This window comes from Ureibacillus sp. MALMAid1270, from assembly GCF_049202975.1.
In the GTDB taxonomy this organism is placed as follows: Bacteria; Bacillota; Bacilli; order Bacillales_A; family Planococcaceae; genus Ureibacillus.
Genome location: NZ_JBMIRP010000097.1, coordinates 58,019 through 78,579 on the forward strand (window position 1 = coordinate 58,019; position 20,561 = coordinate 78,579).

Annotated in this window: 21 protein-coding genes and 1 other annotated feature; of the genes, 16 read left to right on the top strand and 5 right to left on the bottom strand. The window is 33.4% G+C overall.

The features are described 5' to 3' along the window. Positions 1-77: 77 nt before the first annotated feature. The 11 genes from ACOQFO_RS15650 (at position 78) to ACOQFO_RS15700 (ending at position 12,839) form a co-directional block, all read left to right on the top strand. Positions 78-1,010 carry an ATP-binding cassette domain-containing protein gene (locus ACOQFO_RS15650; RefSeq protein WP_421690611.1) on the top strand — a complete coding sequence of 311 codons (933 nt, stop codon included), beginning with the start codon at positions 78-80 and terminating at the stop codon, positions 1,008-1,010. A gap of 11 nt (positions 1,011-1,021) precedes the next feature. Beyond that, positions 1,022-2,278, top strand: coding sequence for an ABC transporter permease (locus tag ACOQFO_RS15655; RefSeq protein WP_421690612.1), 1,257 nt, complete (start codon positions 1,022-1,024; stop codon positions 2,276-2,278). Beyond that, the gene (locus ACOQFO_RS15660) at positions 2,275-3,381 is read left to right on the top strand and encodes an ABC transporter permease (RefSeq protein WP_421690613.1); all 1,107 of its coding nucleotides are present in this window, start codon (positions 2,275-2,277) and stop codon (positions 3,379-3,381) included. The genes ACOQFO_RS15655 and ACOQFO_RS15660 overlap by 4 nt, the downstream gene beginning before the upstream one ends. Positions 3,382-3,572: 191 nt before the next feature. Continuing rightward, positions 3,573-5,786, top strand: a complete 2,214-nt coding sequence (locus tag ACOQFO_RS15665) for a peptidoglycan D,D-transpeptidase FtsI family protein (protein ID WP_421690614.1) — start codon at positions 3,573-3,575, stop codon at positions 5,784-5,786. A gap of 167 nt (positions 5,787-5,953) precedes the next feature. Next, positions 5,954-6,934 (top strand): PstS family phosphate ABC transporter substrate-binding protein, encoded by a 981-nt coding sequence (locus tag ACOQFO_RS15670; RefSeq protein ID WP_421690615.1) that lies wholly within the window; start codon positions 5,954-5,956, stop codon positions 6,932-6,934. 76 nt (positions 6,935-7,010) lie between these two features. Continuing rightward, on the top strand, positions 7,011-7,958 hold the full coding sequence (gene pstC / locus ACOQFO_RS15675; RefSeq protein WP_421690616.1) for a phosphate ABC transporter permease subunit PstC: 948 nt from the start codon (positions 7,011-7,013) through the stop codon (positions 7,956-7,958). 1 nt (position 7,959) lies between these two features. Beyond that, the gene (gene pstA / locus ACOQFO_RS15680) at positions 7,960-8,838 is read left to right on the top strand and encodes a phosphate ABC transporter permease PstA (protein ID WP_421690617.1); all 879 of its coding nucleotides are present in this window, start codon (positions 7,960-7,962) and stop codon (positions 8,836-8,838) included. Positions 8,839-8,862: 24 nt separating this feature from the next. Beyond that, entirely contained in the window at positions 8,863-9,699 is an 837-nt protein-coding gene (pstB, locus tag ACOQFO_RS15685) for a phosphate ABC transporter ATP-binding protein PstB (protein ID WP_421690618.1), read from the top strand. Positions 9,700-9,720: 21 nt separating this feature from the next. Further along, positions 9,721-10,377 carry a phosphate signaling complex protein PhoU gene (gene phoU / locus ACOQFO_RS15690; protein WP_421690619.1) on the top strand — a complete coding sequence of 219 codons (657 nt, stop codon included), beginning with the start codon at positions 9,721-9,723 and terminating at the stop codon, positions 10,375-10,377. Between the two features lie 123 nt (positions 10,378-10,500). After that, positions 10,501-10,721 (top strand) — a binding site (T-box leader). 151 nt (positions 10,722-10,872) lie between these two features. Beyond that, on the top strand, positions 10,873-12,261 hold the full coding sequence (gene trpE / locus ACOQFO_RS15695) for an anthranilate synthase component I (RefSeq protein ID WP_421690620.1): 1,389 nt from the start codon (positions 10,873-10,875) through the stop codon (positions 12,259-12,261). Beyond that, a complete protein-coding gene (locus tag ACOQFO_RS15700; protein WP_421690621.1) occupies positions 12,258-12,839 on the top strand; it encodes an anthranilate synthase component II in 582 nt (193 codons plus the stop codon). The genes trpE and ACOQFO_RS15700 overlap by 4 nt, the downstream gene beginning before the upstream one ends. A 69-nt stretch (positions 12,840-12,908) precedes the next feature. On the opposite strand, the gene ACOQFO_RS15705 is transcribed toward ACOQFO_RS15700, so the two are convergent. Continuing rightward, a complete protein-coding gene (locus tag ACOQFO_RS15705; protein ID WP_421690622.1) occupies positions 12,909-13,379 on the bottom strand; it encodes a glutathione peroxidase in 471 nt (156 codons plus the stop codon). Between the two features lie 19 nt (positions 13,380-13,398). Then, entirely contained in the window at positions 13,399-14,616 is a 1,218-nt protein-coding gene (locus ACOQFO_RS15710) for an MFS transporter (protein ID WP_421690623.1), read from the bottom strand. A gap of 147 nt (positions 14,617-14,763) precedes the next feature. Here ACOQFO_RS15710 and ACOQFO_RS15715 point away from each other — a divergent pair, with 147 nt between their 5' ends. Further along, positions 14,764-15,660, top strand: a complete 897-nt coding sequence (locus ACOQFO_RS15715) for a LysR family transcriptional regulator (RefSeq protein ID WP_421690624.1) — start codon at positions 14,764-14,766, stop codon at positions 15,658-15,660. Positions 15,661-15,692: 32 nt separating this feature from the next. Here ACOQFO_RS15715 and ACOQFO_RS15720 read toward each other — a convergent pair whose 3' ends face one another. Beyond that, a complete protein-coding gene (locus ACOQFO_RS15720) occupies positions 15,693-16,211 on the bottom strand; it encodes a hypothetical protein (protein WP_421690625.1) in 519 nt (172 codons plus the stop codon). Continuing rightward, on the bottom strand, positions 16,208-16,642 hold the full coding sequence (locus tag ACOQFO_RS15725; RefSeq protein ID WP_421690626.1) for a hypothetical protein: 435 nt from the start codon (positions 16,640-16,642) through the stop codon (positions 16,208-16,210). Before ACOQFO_RS15725 ends, ACOQFO_RS15720 begins: the two co-directional genes overlap by 4 nt. Before the next feature lie 172 nt (positions 16,643-16,814). On the opposite strand from ACOQFO_RS15725, the gene rpmG reads away from it, so the two are divergent. The 4 genes from rpmG (at position 16,815) to ACOQFO_RS15745 (ending at position 20,183) form a co-directional block, all read left to right on the top strand. After that, a complete protein-coding gene (rpmG, locus tag ACOQFO_RS15730) occupies positions 16,815-16,964 on the top strand; it encodes a 50S ribosomal protein L33 (RefSeq protein ID WP_036173524.1) in 150 nt (49 codons plus the stop codon). Positions 16,965-17,193: 229 nt separating this feature from the next. Then, positions 17,194-17,781 (top strand): 5-formyltetrahydrofolate cyclo-ligase, encoded by a 588-nt coding sequence (locus ACOQFO_RS15735; RefSeq protein ID WP_421690627.1) that lies wholly within the window; start codon positions 17,194-17,196, stop codon positions 17,779-17,781. Then, positions 17,778-17,981, top strand: a complete 204-nt coding sequence (locus ACOQFO_RS15740; protein ID WP_421690628.1) for a YqgQ family protein — start codon at positions 17,778-17,780, stop codon at positions 17,979-17,981. Before ACOQFO_RS15735 ends, ACOQFO_RS15740 begins: the two co-directional genes overlap by 4 nt. A gap of 306 nt (positions 17,982-18,287) precedes the next feature. Next, the gene (locus ACOQFO_RS15745; RefSeq protein WP_421690629.1) at positions 18,288-20,183 is read left to right on the top strand and encodes an LTA synthase family protein; all 1,896 of its coding nucleotides are present in this window, start codon (positions 18,288-18,290) and stop codon (positions 20,181-20,183) included. Between the two features lie 130 nt (positions 20,184-20,313). On the opposite strand, the gene ACOQFO_RS15750 is transcribed toward ACOQFO_RS15745, so the two are convergent. Then, on the bottom strand, positions 20,314-20,493 hold the full coding sequence (locus ACOQFO_RS15750; RefSeq protein WP_421690630.1) for a DUF2759 domain-containing protein: 180 nt from the start codon (positions 20,491-20,493) through the stop codon (positions 20,314-20,316). Positions 20,494-20,561: the final 68 nt, after the last annotated feature.

Below are 20,561 nucleotides of genomic sequence, written 5' to 3' on the forward strand. Positions count from 1 at the left end.
GAAAATGACATGAGTGACTAATAATCAATAGAAGTATTTGGTATTGTATGGTTAGAATGGAAAGGAAGGCGAAAAAAATGCTTGAAGTTGTAAATTTAACGAAAATTTATAAAAAAGTGAAAGCAGTTGACCAAGTGAACTTTTATATAGAACCAGGAGAAATAGTTGGACTACTAGGTCCAAATGGAGCAGGGAAATCAACTACTATTGCTATGCTTTCAACCCTTATTCCACCTAGTAGTGGGGATGTATTATTACAAAATGAAAATGTGAATAAGAACCCAAGAAACCTACGAAACATTTTAGGAGTAGTTCCACAGGAAATTGCGCTATATGGTGATTTAACAGCGCGGGAAAACTTGGAGTTTTTCGGAAGTGTGCATAAAATGCCCAAAAAACAACTAAAGGAAAGAATTGAAGTCGTTCTTAAACAAGTAGGTTTAGAAAATGAACATAAAAAACTAGTAAAGCATTATTCTGGTGGGATGAAAAGAAGATTGAATATCGGAGTAGCCCTTTTACATGAGCCACAATATTTAATTATGGATGAACCGACAGTTGGGATTGATCCACAGTCACGTAATCATATTTTAGAAACTGTTAATAAGCTAAATCAAGAATTTAAGACTGCTATTATCTATACGAGCCATTACATGGAAGAAGTTGAGTATTTATGTAATCGAATCTACATTATGGATAAAGGGCGCATTATTGCTTCAGGTACAAAAGAAGAAATAAAATCAATTCTTTCTTCAGAAAAAATGATTGTTGTTAAGTTCGATCGCCACTCCAATTCATTAATTCAAGAAATTACAAATCAACCGTTACTATCAAACTTACAAGTGAAAGAATCGGAAATAAGCTTTACGGTGGCAAAAGATGCAAATCTCTTACCAACTTTACTGAACCTTTGTGAAAAACATAATGTCGTGTTAAATAGTTTCAACATAGAAGAACCAACATTAGAAGACGTATTTCTTCATCTAACTGGACGCGCATTGCGTAATTAGGAGGAGAGAAAATGATTTGGTCTATTATCAAAAAACAATTTAAACTTTTTTTACGTAACCCTTCGGAATTACTATTACTTCTTGCAATGCCAGTTGGATTAATTACGATATTAAGTTTTGCATTGGGAGCTCTTTGGGATAGTCAATCAGATATGGAAAAAATAGAATTGGCTATTGTACAACATGGAAATGAGGAACAACAAATTGAGGAATTTTTAGATGAAATTAGTCAGACGATTCCACTAAATGAAACATTAATTCAAAATGTTCATTCAATGTTACCTGTTTCTACTTTGATCGATCAAGTACTTGGAAGTAGTGAAACGGAAGAGTTTATTCACATTACAAATTTAGATCCTAGTAAATTAGAAGAAATCAGAAACAAAAATGAATTTAACGCAATTATTGAAATACCGGATGGTTTTACAAGTGATTATTTAACTTCAATTTTTTTTGAAGGTAATGCACCTACATTTCAAGTTTACTTAAATGAAAGTGAACAAACTACATCAATGATCATCCAAAATATATTAGATTACTATCAATATCAATTCTCATTATTCTCTCAGTTAGGGAAAGCGAGATTACTCACAGAACAATTGACTGATCCATCTATAGACTTATCTTCTGAGATTAAAACAGTTGAATCGAAACAGCAAATTTCAGCGAGCACTTACTATACATTCAGTATGACTGTAATGTTCATATTATTTCTTGCAGGAAGCATAGCAAGTCAATCATATATAGAAAAAGATTCACATATTTTTGATCGAATTCTACTAGCGCAAGTTCATCCTTTAATTTATTTATTAAGTATCGTTGTATCTACTATTATTTTAGCAGTGATGCAAGTTAGCATTTTAGTAGTAGCAGCTAAACTAATTTTTAACATACCAATTACAAATTGGGGCCTATTTTTATTGATTACCTTAATGCTTTCAATTGTTGTAGGTGGAATTAGTGCTCTACTATCTTCACTAAATTTCAAAAGTAATTCTGCAAATGCGTCAAATCTTTTTATGAATGCGATTGTGGCAATAATGTCATTACTTGGTGGAAGTTTCTTTAATATTAGTGGACTATCACCTGTTTTAGCGGAAATCGGTTTATGGACACCAAATGGTGCTGCTTTAGAAGGTTATTTACGACTTGTTCAAGATGGAACATGGAGTAGTATTCAACCCATTATTTTGAATTTAGGTATACTTGCCTTTATTTTTCTACTTCTTGCATTTCTTTTGTTTCCGAAACGAGGTGGTATCGTATGATCAATATATTAAAAACAAAATGTTTACTACTAGCTCGTCAACCTGCAAGTTTTATAATTTTAACGGTGGTCATTTGTGTATTTGCTTTTGTAATGGGGCTAGGACAACAAGCTAAAGTTCCAGTTGCTGTCTATTCTAATCTAAATACTGAGTTAACAAATGACATTGTAGATGAACTAAATGAATTACCACAAACTCAATTTACTTTATATGATGAAAAGGAAGCTTTACGAAAAGTAGAAGATGGGGAAGTGGACGTAACAATTCATTTATATGACAAAGGTTTTGATTTAATCGTTGCACCAGATTATATGAAAGGACCTATTCTTCAAAATCAATTAACGACTATTTATGGTAGAATCCTACAAAAAGACGTTATTATAAACACATTTCCAGCAGAAATGCAGTCAAATGTTGAGGAAGTGTTAAATGAAGCTAATCGCTCTCCGAGTTTCTTCATTAATTATTCAAACTTTTCAAATGATGGCGACTTTATATGGGACGCGAAGCTGCAAAGTTTATTTGGATTCACATTGTATATGGTAATTTATACAGTAGCAAATGGCGTGTATCATATTGTAATGGAAAGACGGAATAATATATGGGACCGACTAACCATTTCTTCTATTAGTAAAACAAAAATCTATTTAGCCAATTTAACGTATAGTTTTTTACTTGGCTATTTTCAAATAGCGCTCGTACTATCAATCTTCCACTTTGGTGTCGGTGTTAATTTCTATGGTGGATATTTTAATACACTACTGGTAATTATTCCCTATATACTGTGCATAGTGGCATTGGCAATTTTTATCGCTTCTATATCAAATACTCCTGGTAAATTTAATGCATATATGTCTGTAATCGCTGTTCCGATTGCAATGATCGGTGGTGGATTCTGGCCGTTAGAAATTGTTACTTCTGAAGCTATGCAAATCATTTCATACCTTTCGCCAATTAAATATGGTATGGAATTATTGTTTGGAGTTACCTCATATAATGAGCAAATTGTCGATATGGTTGCACCAATAAGTGTTCTGATGTTTATGACAGTATTATTAATGGGATTAGGTATTAATTTATTGGAGAAAAAAGCACAAAGATAAGTTTATGAAAGAGGGTATTAATACTCTCTTTTTTCTTTGTGTAAAACTTTAAATAAATCGAAACCAAAAGGAATATAAAACCGTCTCAATTCATTAGTTGTTCAGCTTTTTTATTAAATAAACAAATGATATACTAAAATGCATGAACAAAAAGCAATTAAGCCAGTTTATTAGATGAAAGGAGGATTCAGATGCGAAAATTGCCAAAAAACAATCGAGCTTCTAGTGTGAAGGCAAGATATCGTGCGAATTTATCTTTTCGTATGAATGTTCTGTTTTTTTCTATCTTTATTTTATTTTCACTTTTAATCTTCCGATTAGGATATTTACAAATAGTAAAAGGGGAAGATTATGTCCGTGCGCTCGAAAGAACAGAAGAAATCTCAGTAAATACGAGTGTTGCTAGAGGTAGAATCTATGACCGCTTTGGCAGAATACTTGTTGACAACGAACCTGAGAATGCGATAACTTATACGAAAATGCCAAGCACAACAACGAATGAAATGTTACAAATTGCTGAGCAATTGGCAATGTTAATCGAACAACCAATCGAACGTATTACATATCGTGACAAATTAGATTTTTGGATTTTACGAAATAAAGAAGAAGCCTATGCAAAAGTTACAAAAGAAGAAGAAGCCAAACTTCGTGCAAATGAAGAGTTAGAGTCAAAGGAAGTACAGGCTGAGATAGATCGTTTAGTTCGTGAACGTATTACCGATGAAGAACTAGAGCAGTTAACTGCACACGATTTAGAAGTATTAGCCATCTTTCGTGAAATGACGTCAGGATATTATTTATCCCCACAAATTATTAAAAACGAAAATGTAACTGCAGAAGAGTTTGCTCGTGTTTCAGAGCGTTTACCTGATTTGCCAGGTATAAATACAACTACGGATTGGAAACGAGTTAAACTTGCTTCACTTTCTATATTAGGTAGGACAACTGTACCTAGAAAAGGTATCCCTTTAACTAGGTTGGATTATTTCTTAGCTAGGGACTATTCACGTAATGATCGAGTAGGAGAAAGTTATTTCGAAGCACAGTATGAGGAATTGTTACAAGGGAAAAAGGCAGTAGTAAAAAATATTACGAACAAACAAGGGCAAGTTGTAGACACGCTCACAACATACGAAGGTGAGCCAGGTAATGATTTAGTTACAACTATAGATATTGAACTTCAAAAAGAAGCAGAGAGAATTGTTGAAGAAAAGCTTCTAGAATTAAAGTCACTAAGTGGTTCAAAATTATTAGATCGTGCATTTTTTGTTATGATGAATCCACATACTGGGGAATTACTAGCTGTTGTTGGTAAAAAAATCGAAAAAGATCCTGAAACAGGTGAAAGTTATGTAGTCGATTACTCATATGGCACATTTACAACAGCATATGAGGCTGGTTCTACAGTTAAAGGTGCTACAGTATTAATGGGGTATAAAGAAGGAGTTATCAATCCAGGTCAAACGCTAATTGACCAACCAATTAAGTTAGCAGGAACAGAACCGAAAAGTTCGATCTTTAACCGTTCTGGCGCGGTAGCAATGAATGACATTAAGGCATTAGAAAGATCATCGAACTCTTATATGTTCCAAATTGCGATGCTAATGGGAGGTACAAAGTATTCCTATAATATGCCTTTACTTATAAAGGAAGATACCTTATTAAGAATGCGTAATGGATATGCTGAATTTGGTCTTGGTGTTAATACTGGCATTGATTTACCCGGAGAATTTTCAGGTGTAAAAGGTATACCTGATAACCCAGGGGTGATTTTGAACCAAGCTATTGGTCAGTATGACACGTACACTACTATGCAATTGGCTCAATATATTTCTACTATTGCAAATGGTGGTTACCGAGTACAACCAAGAATGTTAAAAGAAGTTCGTGAACCTTCAGAAGATGGGAAAAAATTAGGTTTATTAGTTGAAGAGGTTACACCAACAGTACTAAATCGTATTTCCAATTCAACCGAGGAAATTGAACATGTGAAAAAAGGTTTAAGACAAGTTTATATTGGTTCTCAAGGTTCTGCTCGAAGTAGCTTCTCAAATGCACCATACACAGCAGCTGGGAAAACGGGTACTGCTGAGGTGGTATATTACGGACCAATTAGGGAAGAATGGCGAACAGATACGGTAAACTTAACTCATGTTGGTTTTGCACCATATGAAGATCCTGAAGTTGCATATGCCGTTATGATTCCATGGGCTTCAACGAACTTCAATTTATATTTGCCACATAATAATGAAATAGCTAGAGAAATATTAGATTATTATTTTGAACTAAAGAAAAAGTATGAAGACACTGGTTTATCTTCAAATACAGTTGAACAACAAATTTTACCGCCAACTACAGATGACAAAATTGATGAAGAAACTGAAGAACAAACAATAAACGAATAGTGTTTACAGGACTCAAAAGTGAATGAAATCACTTTTGAGTCTTTTTTATTCTAAAAATCTCAATTCTTTACAATTTCTTTACAATTTATTCATATGCCCTCAACAAATAAAATTTATAGTATTCCTTGTAAGACAACTTACTATGAATTTTATGGAGGAAGTAAATCATGAAAAAATGGAAGTACTTAACTATGACAGCTGTTGTTGGTTCAGCACTATTATTAGGAGCATGTGGATCTAACGAAAATACTACAAAAGATGAGCCAACAAAAACGAACGAAGAAAATACTGCTTCAGAATCTACAGAAGAAGTTGCTAAATTATCTGGGACGGTATCTGGAGATGGGTCATCGACTGTTGCTCCAATTACAGAAGCTTTAGTTGAAATTTACGCTGAAGAACAACCAGATGTAAAAGTATCATCAGGTGTATCTGGTACAGGTGGCGGTTTTGAAAAATTCATCGCTGGTGAAACAGACTTCTCTAACGCTTCTCGTCCTATTAAAGATGAGGAAAAAGCTGCTTTAGAAGATGCTGGTATTGACTTTACTGAATTCCTTGTTGCTTATGATGGTTTAACAGTAGTTCTTAACAAAGAAAATACTTGGGCTACAGATTTAACTGTAGATCAATTAAAGAAAATTTGGATCGAAGATGGCACAACTAAAAAATGGTCAGATATTGACCCATCATGGCCAGATGAAGAAATTCAATTCTTCGCACCAGGAACTGACTCAGGAACATATGACTACTTTGACGAAGTAATTTTAGACGGCGAAAGCCTAGTTTCTTCAGCACAATTATCTGAAGATGACAATGTGATCGTAACAGGTGTTGCTTCTGACAAAAACGCTATTGGATTCTTCGGTTATGCATACTACTTAGAAAATAAAGATACATTAACTGCTGCAAAAATTGAAGGTGTAGAACCTAATAACGATACAATCGAATCTGGTGACTATTCTCCACTTTCTCGTCCATTATTCGTTTACGCTAAAAATAGTGCACTTAAAGACAATGCTGCATTCTATGATTTCATGGAATTCACTTTGGAAAATGCTGGTGACATGGCTGAAGAAGTAGGTTATGTACGTTTACCACAAGAAATGTATGACGAAGGTTTAAAAACTTTAGAAGGTTTAAAATAAACTAGATTTTTTAAATGTGTGGGTAAATCTAGAGCCCACACATTTTCTCACGTGTATGATGAAGGGAGTTTAAATTATGGCTTCGCAAGGCTTCGGGAACGGTATGTCGGTTCAAGATTTGATCGCAAAGTCTCGAAATAGAAAAAGTAAAAAAATCACAGAAAAGACAATGCCCGCTTTATTATTTATTGCTGCATTAATTTCTGTACTAACAACCATTGGAATTGTATTTACATTAATTTTCGAGACCTTTGAATTTTTTCAGAGAGTATCAATTACAGATTACTTATTCGGTACTGAATGGTTACCATTCTCAGGGAATAATCCTACCTTTGGTGTCCTACCACTAATAATGGGGACATTTAAAGTAACAGTAATCGCAGTAGTCGTTGCGGTACCAATAGGTTTAGCGGCTGCCATTTATCTTAGTGAATATGCTTCAGATAAAGCACGTCGTGTTATTAAACCGATATTAGAAGTTTTAGCTGGCGTACCTACAATTGTTTATGGGTTCTTCGCATTAACGTTTGTTACACCCATCTTACAACAATTGATACCGTCGCTGAAAATATTCAACGCGCTTAGTCCGGGTATAGTCGTTGGGATTATGATTATTCCTATGATTGCATCATTATCTGAAGATGCGATGAGTTCCGTTCCAAATTCCATTCGAGAAGGTGCACTCGCTCTAGGTGCAACGAAGTTCGAAGTGGCTATTAAAGTTGTATTACCTGCTGCTTTATCAGGTATTATTGCTTCAATCGTATTAGCAATTTCTCGTGCTCTTGGAGAAACGATGATCGTATCACTTGCAGGGGGAGCATCACCTACATTTAATTTAGATGTTACAGGATCGATTCAAACGATGACAGCTTATATTGTGCAAGTTTCATCTGGCGATGCGGGTTACGGTACTACAATTTATTACTCTATCTATGCAGTGGGATTTACATTATTTGTATTTACATTGATTATGAATTTACTAGCACATTACATTTCTAAACGCTTCAGAGAGGAGTATTAATATGAGATACATTGATGATACAGTCCTAATGAAGCGTATGAAAATTCGATTAAATAAAAATAGAGGTTGGAAAGCACTTTTCTTTGCAGGAACTTTATTTGCTTTATTATGCTTAGTGATTTTACTAGTTCGTATCGTATCCCAAGGGGTAGGTTATTTAGATTGGGATTTCATCACAAACTTTGCATCTCGTAGACCAGAAAATGCAGGTATTAAAGCTGCATTAGTCGGTTCTATCTACATGATGTGTATTATTGCACCAGTTTCGGTGATTCTTGGTGTAGCAACCGCTATTTACTTAGAAGAATATGCAAAGAAAAATAGAATTAATGATTTCATCCGAATGAATATCTCTAACTTAGCCGGAGTACCATCGATCGTATTTGGTTTACTTGGTTTAACGATATTTGTTCGTGCATTAGCTTTAGGAAAAAGTTTACTTGCTGCCGGATTTACAATGAGTTTATTAATTCTTCCGGTAATAATCGTAGCAGCACAAGAAGCAATTCGTGCAGTACCACAAGAACAAAGAGAAGCTTCTTATGGTATGGGAGCTACTAAATGGCAAACTATTACACGTGTTGTATTACCAGCCGCAATACCAGGTATACTCACTGGAAGTATTTTAGCGTTATCTCGTGCAATTGGAGAAACAGCTCCATTAGTTGTAATTGGTATTCCAGTTATTTTACGTTTCTTGCCTGATAGTCTTTTTAGTGAATTTACTGCTTTACCAATGCAAATCTATGACTGGGCAAAAAGACCTCAAGAAGAATTTTTATATGTTGCCTCTGCTGGAATTATTGTGCTGATGATATTCCTAGTGATTATGAACTCTATTGCAATTTTCATCCGCAATAAGTTCCAAAAACGATATTAAGGAAGTGTAAAAGTGGTAAAGGCTATGATTAAAAATGAAAATAATATAAAAATAAATGTTCCATCAACGCAATTTGTCGGTGAAGAGTTAACTTCTATAGCTGAAAAGAATACTGTGTTTGGTACAAAAAATTTTAATTTATGGTATGGCGATCATCATGCCTTAAAAGATATCAATATAGACATTAAAGAAAATGATGTAACAGCTATTATCGGACCATCTGGTTGTGGAAAATCTACCTATATTAAAGCATTAAATCGTATGGTAGAATTAGTTCCAATAGTTAAAACTAATGGTGAGATTAACTATCGAGGAAGAAATATTTTTAGTGCTGATTATCAGGTTGAAGAATTACGTACAAAAGTTGGAATGGTTTTTCAAAAACCTAACCCATTCCCTAAATCAATTTATGATAATATTGCATATGGTCCACGAATTCATGGAATTAAAAATAAAAAAATTCTTGATGAAATTGTTGAAAAATCATTAAGGGGAGCAGCAATCTGGGACGAAGTAAAAGACCGTCTAAACCAAAATGCATACGGCTTGTCTGGTGGACAGCAACAACGTATTTGTATTGCCCGTTGTCTTGCAATTGAACCGGATGTTATTTTAATGGATGAGCCTACATCAGCACTTGACCCGATTTCTACATTAAAAGTGGAAGAGCTAGTTCAACAATTAAAAAGCAATTATTCAATTGTTATTGTTACACATAACATGCAACAAGCTGCCCGTATTTCAGATAAAACTGCATTTTTCTTAAATGGTGAAGTTGTAGAATTTGATAATACCGATAAGATTTTCTCTACGCCTAGTGACCAACGTACGGAAGACTATATTTCAGGTCGCTTCGGATAATAATTGGAAAGGTGTGTCGTAATGAGTCGCGAACGTTTTCAAGCGGAAATGCAATCAGTACAAGAGGATTTTTTAAAACTATGTGATCAAAGTATTGATCGCCTTGAAGAATCATTCTCTGCTCTAATCAATAAAGATATTGAAGCTGCACAAAATATTGTCAAACGTGATACTGAAATTAATCGTTCTGAAGATGGAATTAATGATCGAGTAATTTTATTATTAACTAGACAACAACCTGTAGCTACAGACTTACGTCGTTTAGTTGTTTTATTAAAAGCCGCTTCCGATATGGAGCGCGTTGGTGATTATGCTGTAAATATTGCCAAAGAAACAATCCGTATTGGTAAAGATCCATTTATTACCTCAGTTGAACTACTAGAAGATATGTGCTTAAAAGCAACTCAAATGTTAAGACAAATAGTGGATGCTTTTGTAGAAGAAAATACAACAAAAGCTAAAGAAATTGCTGAACTTGATGATCAAGTTGATGAAATGTATGGAAATATGATTGGACATTTAATGCGACTTTCAAGTTTGAAACCAGAAAGTGTTCAGCAAATCACCTATCTCGCATTTATTTGTCGTTATATCGAACGCTGTGCTGATTTAGCAACAAATATTGCTGAATATTTACTATATCTTAAAAAAGGTCAACGTTTTGATTTAAATAATTAAGAATAATGATAAAACAGGACTCCTTAATATAAAGGATTTCTGTATTATTTGAGTTAGAAATACAATAATTTTATTTGAATAGTTAATAAATTTAGTATAAAATTATTTTAATAATTCCATATGTAAAAAGCGATGATGAAAAAGAGTAGTATTATGGACTGTTAAAGAGAGCTAGCGTGTGGTGTAAGCTAGTACATGACATAATATGAATGGGCTTTCTAGCTACTAGTACTGAAGTAAAGTAAGTGCTAGCGTATTGTTACGTTATAACAGTTTAAGTGGACTATGACTTGTTTTTTGTTGTAGTCAATGAAGGTGGCACCACGGCTTTTTCCGTCCTTTGTGATGGAAAGCCTTTTTTTTATTTTTCGTAAATACTGCAAAGTATTGCGAACTTGCTTTTAGGAAGGTAATCAGTAGCTGATTTTTAGCTGAGGGGGATTTTTCTAAGAGCAAGGAGATAGATGAGTAGAGAGTGAGAGGAGCTAGTTGAGAATGGTTAGTAGAGAAAAGCAGTATGTCATCCGTGAATTACAAGGTGATATGATGACACCAATTTCGGTATTTCAAAGTTTAAAAGGGAAGCACAAGGTTTTATTTGAATCATCCAGTAAACATGAAGAAAGTGGAAGATATTCCTTTATCGCTGTGGATCCAATTGCAGAACTAAAGGGGAATCATCAAACATACTCATATTCTTTTAATGATCAAGAAGTAATAACAGAGGAAGGGTCAGTACTACAACAACTAAGAAAGATGATGCCAATCCAAAAAACTGAATTTCCTTTTTCATTTTTTGGTGGTGCAATTGGCTATTTTGGTTATGACACAGCCTTTTATAATGAAAAAATTGGAGAAGTTCTTCAGGATGAATTAAATATGCCAGATGTGCATGTATATTTTTACAATACCTTTATTGTATTTGATCATCTATTACAGACAGTAACGATTGCTTCAATCGATTTGATGGAAGAAGATCGAACAACGGATGAATTGTACCGATCCATTGAGAAAATTGAAGAAGAAATAAAAAATGGATTAACCTTTCAAAAAGATGAGAATGTAGCTGTTCAGTTTGAACCTACAATAAGCAAAGATCGTTTTATGAACATGGTAGAAAAAGCAAAGGAATACATTACTCGTGGAGATATTTTTCAAGTTGTATTATCTCAAAGATTCCAAGCTTCATTTAATGGAAATCCATTTGCTTTATATAGAAAACTAAGAACGTCAAATCCGTCACCATATATGTTTTATCTAGAATTTGACGAATATACGATTTTAGGAACGTCACCAGAGAGTTTGGTAAAAGTTCAAGATGGTCAAGTGACGACTAACCCGATTGCTGGTACAAAACCACGGGGTAAAACAATAGATGAAGATCTAGAGTTAGAACAGAAATTACTGAATGATGAAAAAGAAATTGCTGAGCACCGAATGCTTGTAGATTTAGGGAGAAATGATATCGGTCGAGTAAGCAAAGTAGGTTCGGTTCATGTGAGTAAATATATGACAATTGAAAGGTATAAACATGTGATGCATATCGTATCAGAAGTAAAAGGTGAACTTAGAGACGATGTGCACGTACTAGATGTATTAGCCACTTCATTGCCTGCTGGTACAGTATCAGGTGCACCAAAAATCCGTGCAATGCAAATTATCAATGAATTAGAGGATCGTAAACGTGGTGTATATGCAGGAGCGATTGGATATATTTCAGCTAATGGAAATATGGATTTAGCATTAGCAATACGGACGATGATTGTTAAAGATGGAAATGCGTATGTTCAAGCTGGTGCGGGTATTGTTTACGATTCCAATGCTGAATCAGAGTACAATGAAACATTAAACAAAGCTAAAGCATTGTTGGAGGTACAAAGATGATTTTACTAATCGATAACTATGATTCATTTACCTATAATTTATTTCAACAAATTTCTAGTCTTGGCAAAGAAGTAAAAGTTGTTCGTAATGATGCTATTACAATAGAGGAAATTCGTTTACTAAACCCAGAGGCAATTATTCTTTCTCCTGGGCCTGGAACTCCAAGTGAGGCAGGAATTACTGTGAATGTGGTACGCGAGTTGTATAAGGAATTCCCGATTTTAGGTATTTGTTTAGGTCATCAGTCAATTGGGGAAGCATTTGGTGGTGAAATTGTTCGAGCTGCAAATATTATGCATGGGAAATTATCAAACTTAACTTATGAAAAGAAGGGCTTATTCCGCAATCTAGAAGGGGAGGTTACTGTTATGCGTTACCACTCCTTAATAATAAATCCTTCTACATTACATGAAGAATTAGAAGTAGTGGCAACTTCTACAAATGATCATGAAATAATGGCAATTCAACACAAGCACTATCCAGTATACGGCTTACAGTTCCATCCCGAATCAATTGGGACAGAGACAGGTACACAAATGGTGAATGAGTTCTTACAAGAAATCGCAATGATTGGATAGTAAATGAAAAGGGATTGAAAGTATAACTTTCAATCCCTTTTTTGAATTTATTTACGTTCGATTCTACAATTATAGTAGTTTTTCAATTTCAGTTTCACACTTCTTAGGTGAATCTGTTGGAGCGAATCTTTTAACAACATTGCCATTTCGGTCGATTAGGAATTTTGTAAAGTTCCATTTAACATTTTTACCAAGAATCCCTTTTGTACGCTCCGTTAAATAATTAAATAATGGATGAGCTTTCTCACCGTTAACTTTTACTAAATCATGCATTGGAAATGTCACACCATAAGATAGACGGCAAGCTTCTGCGGCTTCTGTACCGGATGAAAGTTCTTGTTTAAATTGATCAGAAGGGAACCCAAGAATTTCAAACCCTTGCTCTTTATATTTTTTATAAAGATCTTCTAACTCTTTAAATTGGCCAGCTAAACCACATTTTGTTGCAGTATTAACTACTAATAATACTTTTCCTTTGTAGCGATCTAATGAGTAGGGCTCACCGTTTTCAGAAGTGACTTCAAAATCATAAATGTTCATACTATTACCTCTTTCTATTCTAGTATTGCAAATGATTTTCTAGTTTCGTTGCTGCCTTTCTACTGAATATCCATAGTATAACAGCTAAGAAAAATGAAGTAATAATAAAAACGCTTATAAACGCGATAACACCATTCCAGCCCCACTTAGTCCAAAAAATTCCCCCAGTTGTTCCACCAACACTAGAGCCAAAATAATATGCAAATAGATAAAGAGAAGAAGCCTGTGCTTTATCTTTTTTAGCACGATAGCTAACCCAACCACTCGCTATGGAATGGGAGCCAAAAAATCCGAATGTAAATACAATAATACCTACAATTTTGATGAGTAAATGTACATTTAATGTAATAAGTGCTCCAGAAAGCATGATGATAATTCCTGTAATCAATACTTTTTGTCTGCCTAACCGATCTGATAGACTACCAAACCAGGCGGAGCTAAATGTTCCGACTAAATATACGATGAAAATCCAGCCTACCACTCCTGCACTTAATAGGTATGGTGGAGCAATTAACTGATAACTAATATAATTGTATAAAGTTACGAATGAACCCATTAAAGTAAAGGCGATGCCAAATAAGCAAATTAACCAAGGATCTTTTAAATGAGAGAATAATGACTTTGTTAGTCCTTTCATTTCTAGTTTTCTAGGAATGAAATTTCTAGATTCAGGTAATGCCCATACAAAATAGATGGATACAATTAAACTTAATACTCCTAAAAAGATCATACCTATTTGCCAAGTAAATAAATCTGTCATAGTTCCCATTATGACTCGACCAGATAATCCTCCGATTGAGTTACCACTTATATATAACCCCATTGCAATACCTAAACTAGAAGGATCCATTTCTTCACCTAAATAGGCCATAGCAATCGCTGGGATACCTGCAAATACGAATCCTTGTACGACACGTAGAAGTAATAACGTTTCAAATGTTGGAGCAAATGCAAGAGCAATAGTTAAAAGCGAAGACGCAAATATAGAAAATGTCATTAACCTTTTACGACCCCAAGCTTCTGACAGTGAACCAAATAATATTAAACTTACTGAAAGTATACCAGTAGCTAACGAAAGAGAAAGACTAGCGACAGTTGGTGATACGCCAAATTCCTCTGAAAACTGAGGGAACAATGGCTGTGTAATATATAAATTGGCAAAAACAATAAAAGCAGCAGCAAATAAAGCTAAGTTTGCCAATTTAAATTCTTTTGTTCCTTTTTTAATATAGGTCATGCTAACCAACCTCTTTATCTATTAAATTTTGGTTGTGAAAATTTTTTGAATTTATTGAATTGATACCATTATAATAAGTGCAGGTATATAATCAAAATTGATTGTGTTTATATAACTTATAAATAAAAGTAATAAGGAGCATACAAAATGGATTTTACTTCACTTATGTATTTTAAAACTGTTGCGAAGTATGAAAATATGTCCCGCGCTTCTGAACATTTACATATTTCCCAACCCGCTTTAAGTAAATCCATTTCACTCTTAGAGGAGAATTTAGGAGTAATATTGTTTGACAGATATGGTCGTACCATAAAATTAAATCGTTATGGTCGATTTTTTTTAGAACGTGTAGAAATTATGCTTAGGGAATATGAACGAACAAAAGAAGATCTTCAAAATATGGTTGCCCCAGGACATGGAGAAGTTTCGTTAGGATTTATGCATACACTTGGACTGGAGGTAATCCCGTTATTAATGACAGATGCAAAGAAGTTATTTCCAAACATGAAATTCCTTCTAACGCAGAGTAATTCCAGTGTTTTGATAAAGAAATTAGATAGTGGGGAGTTAGATCTCTGTTTAATCTCATCTTTTGGGACAAATAGTGATGTTGTTTGGGAAAAACTTTGGGATGAAGAATTATTTCTAATTGTTCCTAAAACCCATGCATTAAGTAAAAAAGAAATTGTGAAAGTTGCGGAATTTGCTCATCTACCCTTTATCTGCATTAAAAAAGGAAATTCTTTAAGACAATCTGTAGATCAATTGTTTAGCAATGAAGGGTATAAGTTAAATGTAGCATTTGAAGGGGAGGAGGTTCATACATTAGCTGGGTTAGTTGAAAGTGGTCTCGGTGTTTCATTAATTCCGAAAATTAAAGGACTCGAACTTTATAACTTAAATCTCATACGAGTAGACTCAAATGAATGTAAAAGAGAGATTGGATTGGCTTATATTAAGCACCGCTATTTAAGTGAACCAACGACTCAATTTGCAAATTATATTCGTGACTACTTTAATGGAAATAAAAAAGGATTGGTCTAGAATTAAATCAAGATCAATCCTTAATTTTTAGCTTATTTCCCGGTAATGAGGTTTGCAATTTCTTCAATAGTCATAGAGGAGTCTAATTCAAATTGTCCTATTTGAATAGATTTTGCAAATTCAGGTTTCGCTAAATATAACTCCATCTCTAATCCATTTTTAACAATCCCTAAATCTTCTAACTTTTTCCCTATATCATAGGCAGTTAATCCAGAATAAATATGTAATGTAGCTTTCACAATTTCGTTGGATGATTCATTTTCTGTTGAATCATCATTGCTAGTTGATGAATCCGGTTCGGGTTGCTCAGATTTATTACTTGTCCCACTTTCTGTAGAGTCCTTAGAATCAGCAGTTTCATTGGATTTTTTCTCTTCTTTAAGCAATTTGATTTGTTCATTAGCCGATTTTAACTGTTGTTCTAAAGTATTAATTTTATCCTCGTATTCGCTTGAAGCGATGGTTTTAGTATCATTTATATCAAATAAAAGATAAACGGCACCTATCAAAAAACAAGCGATCCCGAAAGCACGGATTGAAGACTTATTCATTTCGTACCTCCATGATTTCTTAAAATATCTGATATTTGTTCAACAGTTAAAGTAGATAACTTACTTATTTCAGATATGGAATGACCTTGTTTATCTAATTCTATAACTTGACGTACTAAAATTTCATGAACAGGTTTTGATTTTTTTACTTGTGACTTCATATATGTACTTGGTAGGACTTGTTCACTTGACTTAGAATTCTCCACAGCACTTCGCTTATTGTTAACTGGTGGTTTTACATGGAAATTTGGTTCTAATAGTAATTCTTCTTCAACTATTTTGAGTCTACGTTTTATCGAATTAGTCTCTTGATATATACTAATTGATAGATCTTCAACATCTTTTTCAAGTTTCTTTGAGGAATCTTTCATGAAAAATGATAAGACCATACATAATATACCTATAATCATTAGTGTGATTGGAAAATCCATTTTGCTTCCTCCGTACATTGTTGTTTTAACTATTTTAACATAAGAAAAGTTAATAATAAATCATAGTAGATTTTTTATCGATTTATGTTATAATGGGTTAGTCGTATAAATCATGCTCAATTAATTATGCTCAAAATCAATACATTTTTCATATAGAGTGGGAGGGTTAATGATGCGCGTAAACATTACATTAGCTTGCACTGATTGCGGTGAACGTAATTACATTTCTAAAAAGAACAAACGTAACAATCCAGAACGTCTTGAACTTAAAAAATATTGCTCACGCGAGAAGAAAGTTACTCTTCACCGTGAAACAAAATAAGTTTTTGCGTCATTGCCAAAACCACTCAAGGTTTTGGCTTTTTGCTTTTATATATATAAATTGAAACTTCGATTAGTGGGGACTTTTTCAACTCCACTTTTTTGATAGTTAAATTTTTCGGGTGGTTAGAATCCGCACACTTACTTGTATACATAGTTTTTATTCAATATATTAAAGGTGGGTGTCATACGGACGGTTTCATCTTTATGAAAGTCGGGAGGAATTTATTATGGATAAGAAAGAATTGCGTAATCAGGTAAAAGGGGCTTTATCCCAACTATCAGATGAACAATATAAAGGAATGTCTAAACAGATTACCGACCAACTTTTAAAGGAAGAGGCGATAAAGAATGCTTATACGATTGCGGTTACTTTATCGAACAAACCTGAAGTAGATACATATTTATTAATTGAGGAACTTTGGAAAGGCAATAAAAAAGTAGTTGTTCCGAAATGTAATCCAAAGGACAGAACAATGCAATTTTACAAAATCAACAGTTTCAATCAACTAGAAAAGGTTTATATGAATTTAAAAGAACCGATTGTAGAAATAACACAACTAGTAAATTCAGATGAAATAGATGTTATCTTAGTACCAGGAGTCGTCTATGATTTCGATGGCTACCGTATTGGTTTTGGCGGTGGATATTATGATCGTTATCTTGTAAATTATAGTGGAACCCTTATTTCACTTGCGTTTAATATACAACTCATTGAAAAAGTACCTAGGGAATCCCATGACATTCCAGTAAATCTTATTATTACAGAAAACAAGAGAATTGAATGTGGTAAGAAACGAAAGGAGTCCTTAACATGAAATCGATGATTGATATTTATGATTTATTAAAGAAATTTGGGACTTTTATTTATACAGGAGATCGTTTAGGGGATTTGATGTTAATAGAAGATGAAATCCGAGAGCTTTATAAATCTCAAGTGCTAGATGTTAAAGACTTTCAAACAGCGATATTAATTATTCGCCAAGAGCAAACGAAACTTGAGAAAAATAAAAATTAATAAAATTTATACCAAAGTGTGTGTGAATGATTTTTTTGGTTAGTATATTAGGAAACAGTGGTTTTTTACCACTGTTTTTTTAAGGGAACCTTTTTGTTAAAAAAACGTAATTATCTATATGCCGTCTGTAAAAAACATTAAGTATATTTTAATTTTCAGCAAATTCCGTGTAATATTAAACTTATTGCAAAATAACGAAAATGCTATTATGATAGACTTTGTCTTTCGATATTATTTGTAAATTTATTGTAAATGTTATTTGGGATTTTAAAATATATCTGAATAAATTAGAAAGGGTGATTAGGAATGAAGTCCATTAAATGGCCAAAACATTCCATTTTACTAATAGCAATTATTGCTACTTGGATTAAAACGGCAATCACTTATCATACAAGCTTTGAAATCGATATTGAAAATGGAATGCAGGAATTTATATTAATATTAAACCCATTAAGCTTCTTACTTTTTGCATATGGGATTTCATTGTTCTTTAACTCACCAAAAATTAGAAATAGTTATTTAGTGTTTGTTAGTTTGTTATTATCAATCGTATTATATGCAAACGTAGCGTTTTATCGCTTCTATAATGATTTTATTACTCTACCAGTGTTATTCCAAACCGATAATGTTGGTCAACTAGGGTCATCGATTTCAGAAATCGTCAATTGGTATGACTTCTTATTCTTTATTGATGTAGTAATATTAATCATTGCAATGATCTTTATTCCTAAAATGGAAGTTAAAGTTGCAATACGTAAAAATGTTCGTCGTGCTTATTTTGTTGTTGCTTTAGCAATTACTTTCTTAAACTTAGGTTTAGCTGAAACTGAAAGACCGCAGCTATTAACTCGAAGTTTTGACCGTGAAATACTTGTTAAAAATATTGGGACATATAGTTATCACTTATATGACTTTTATATTCAGTCGAAATCTTCAGCTCAACGTGCACTTGCAGACGGAAGTGAGCTAGTTGAAATTGATAACTATGTCCAAGCAAACCAAGCTACTGTTAATGAAGAAATGTTTGGTAAATATGCTGGTCGTAATGTTATTGTAGTTCAACTTGAGTCATTACAAAATTTTGTTATTAATAATGATATGAATGGTGAAGTTGTAACGCCTTTCTTAAATTCTTTAACAAAGGATAAAGACACTTATTACTTTAGTGATTTTTATCATCAAACAGGTTTAGGTAAAACGAGTGATGCTGAGTTTGTAGTTGAAAACTCATTATTTGGTTTAGGTCGAGGAGCAGTATTCTTCACTCACGGTGGTAATACTTATAATTCAATGGCTGAAAGTCTTGGAAACAATGGATATTTTACAAATGTCATGCACTCAAACAATGACTCATTCTGGAATCGTGATATGATGTATGATTCACTGAATATCGATAAGTTTTATGATATTAACTCTTATACAGTAAATGATGAAAATTCAGTAAACTGGGGTTTAAAAGATATTCCATTCTTTGAGCAATCAGTTGAATTAATGACTGAGATGCCACAACCGTTTTATTCACGGTTGATTACTTTAACAAATCACTATCCGTTCAATTTGGAAGAAGAAGATCAAATGATTCCTGAATATACATCAAATTCAGGTACATTAAATCGTTATTTCCAAACAGTTCGTTACTTAGATGAATCAATTAAAGTATTATTCGAAGAATTAAAAGAAAAAGGGTTATATGAAAACTCTATTATCGTTATGTATGGTGACCATTATGGTATTTCTGAAAACCATAACAAAGCGATGTCGATGTATTTAGAAAAAGATGAAATTACAGCATATGATAGTGCTTTATTACAATCAGTTCCATTATTTATCCATATTCCTGGTTCAGGGGATGGAAAAGAAGTAACAGAAACAGCTGGTCAAATTGATTTAAGACCAACAATACTTCATTTACTTGGTATTGATACTACAAACGACATGCAATTAGGGGCAGATTTATTCTCTGATGAGCATGAAGAGTTTGTTATCTTCCGTGATGGTCGATTTGTGACGGATGAGCTTGTTTATGCAGGGGAAACATGTTATGAACGTACAACAGGTGAAGAAACAGATATGGCAGCTTGTCAACCTTATATAGATCGTGCACAAGTAGAGTTAGATTATTCAGATAAAATTATTAATGGTGACTTACTACGTTTCTATGATGAAAAAACAGGTAATTTAATAAAGAATGCTGTGCACTAAGGATTGAAAAAGGGATTTACTTGGAAGTTAAACTTTTAAGTAAATCCCTTTTTGCTTTAGAATTATAAAAATTTGGATAGAAAAAAGAACGACTCAAAAACTTGAGCCGTTCTTTTAGAACGATTACATATTAATGTAATGCAGGTGGGTAACCTTGATTTAATACAGTCATTACTGTAAACCACCCAAAAATCGCAAACGAAGCGACACCGAATAATAATGCAAGAATATTCTTGTTTCGAATTGATTTGAATGCGCTCACTAGAGAAAAGATTGCGATTAAAGCGAAAATAACCATTAATAAGTTCATTAAACTAGACACTCCTTTCGACATCAGAAAATGAATGTCGGTAAACAATATTCCTTCTCTATTGTAAA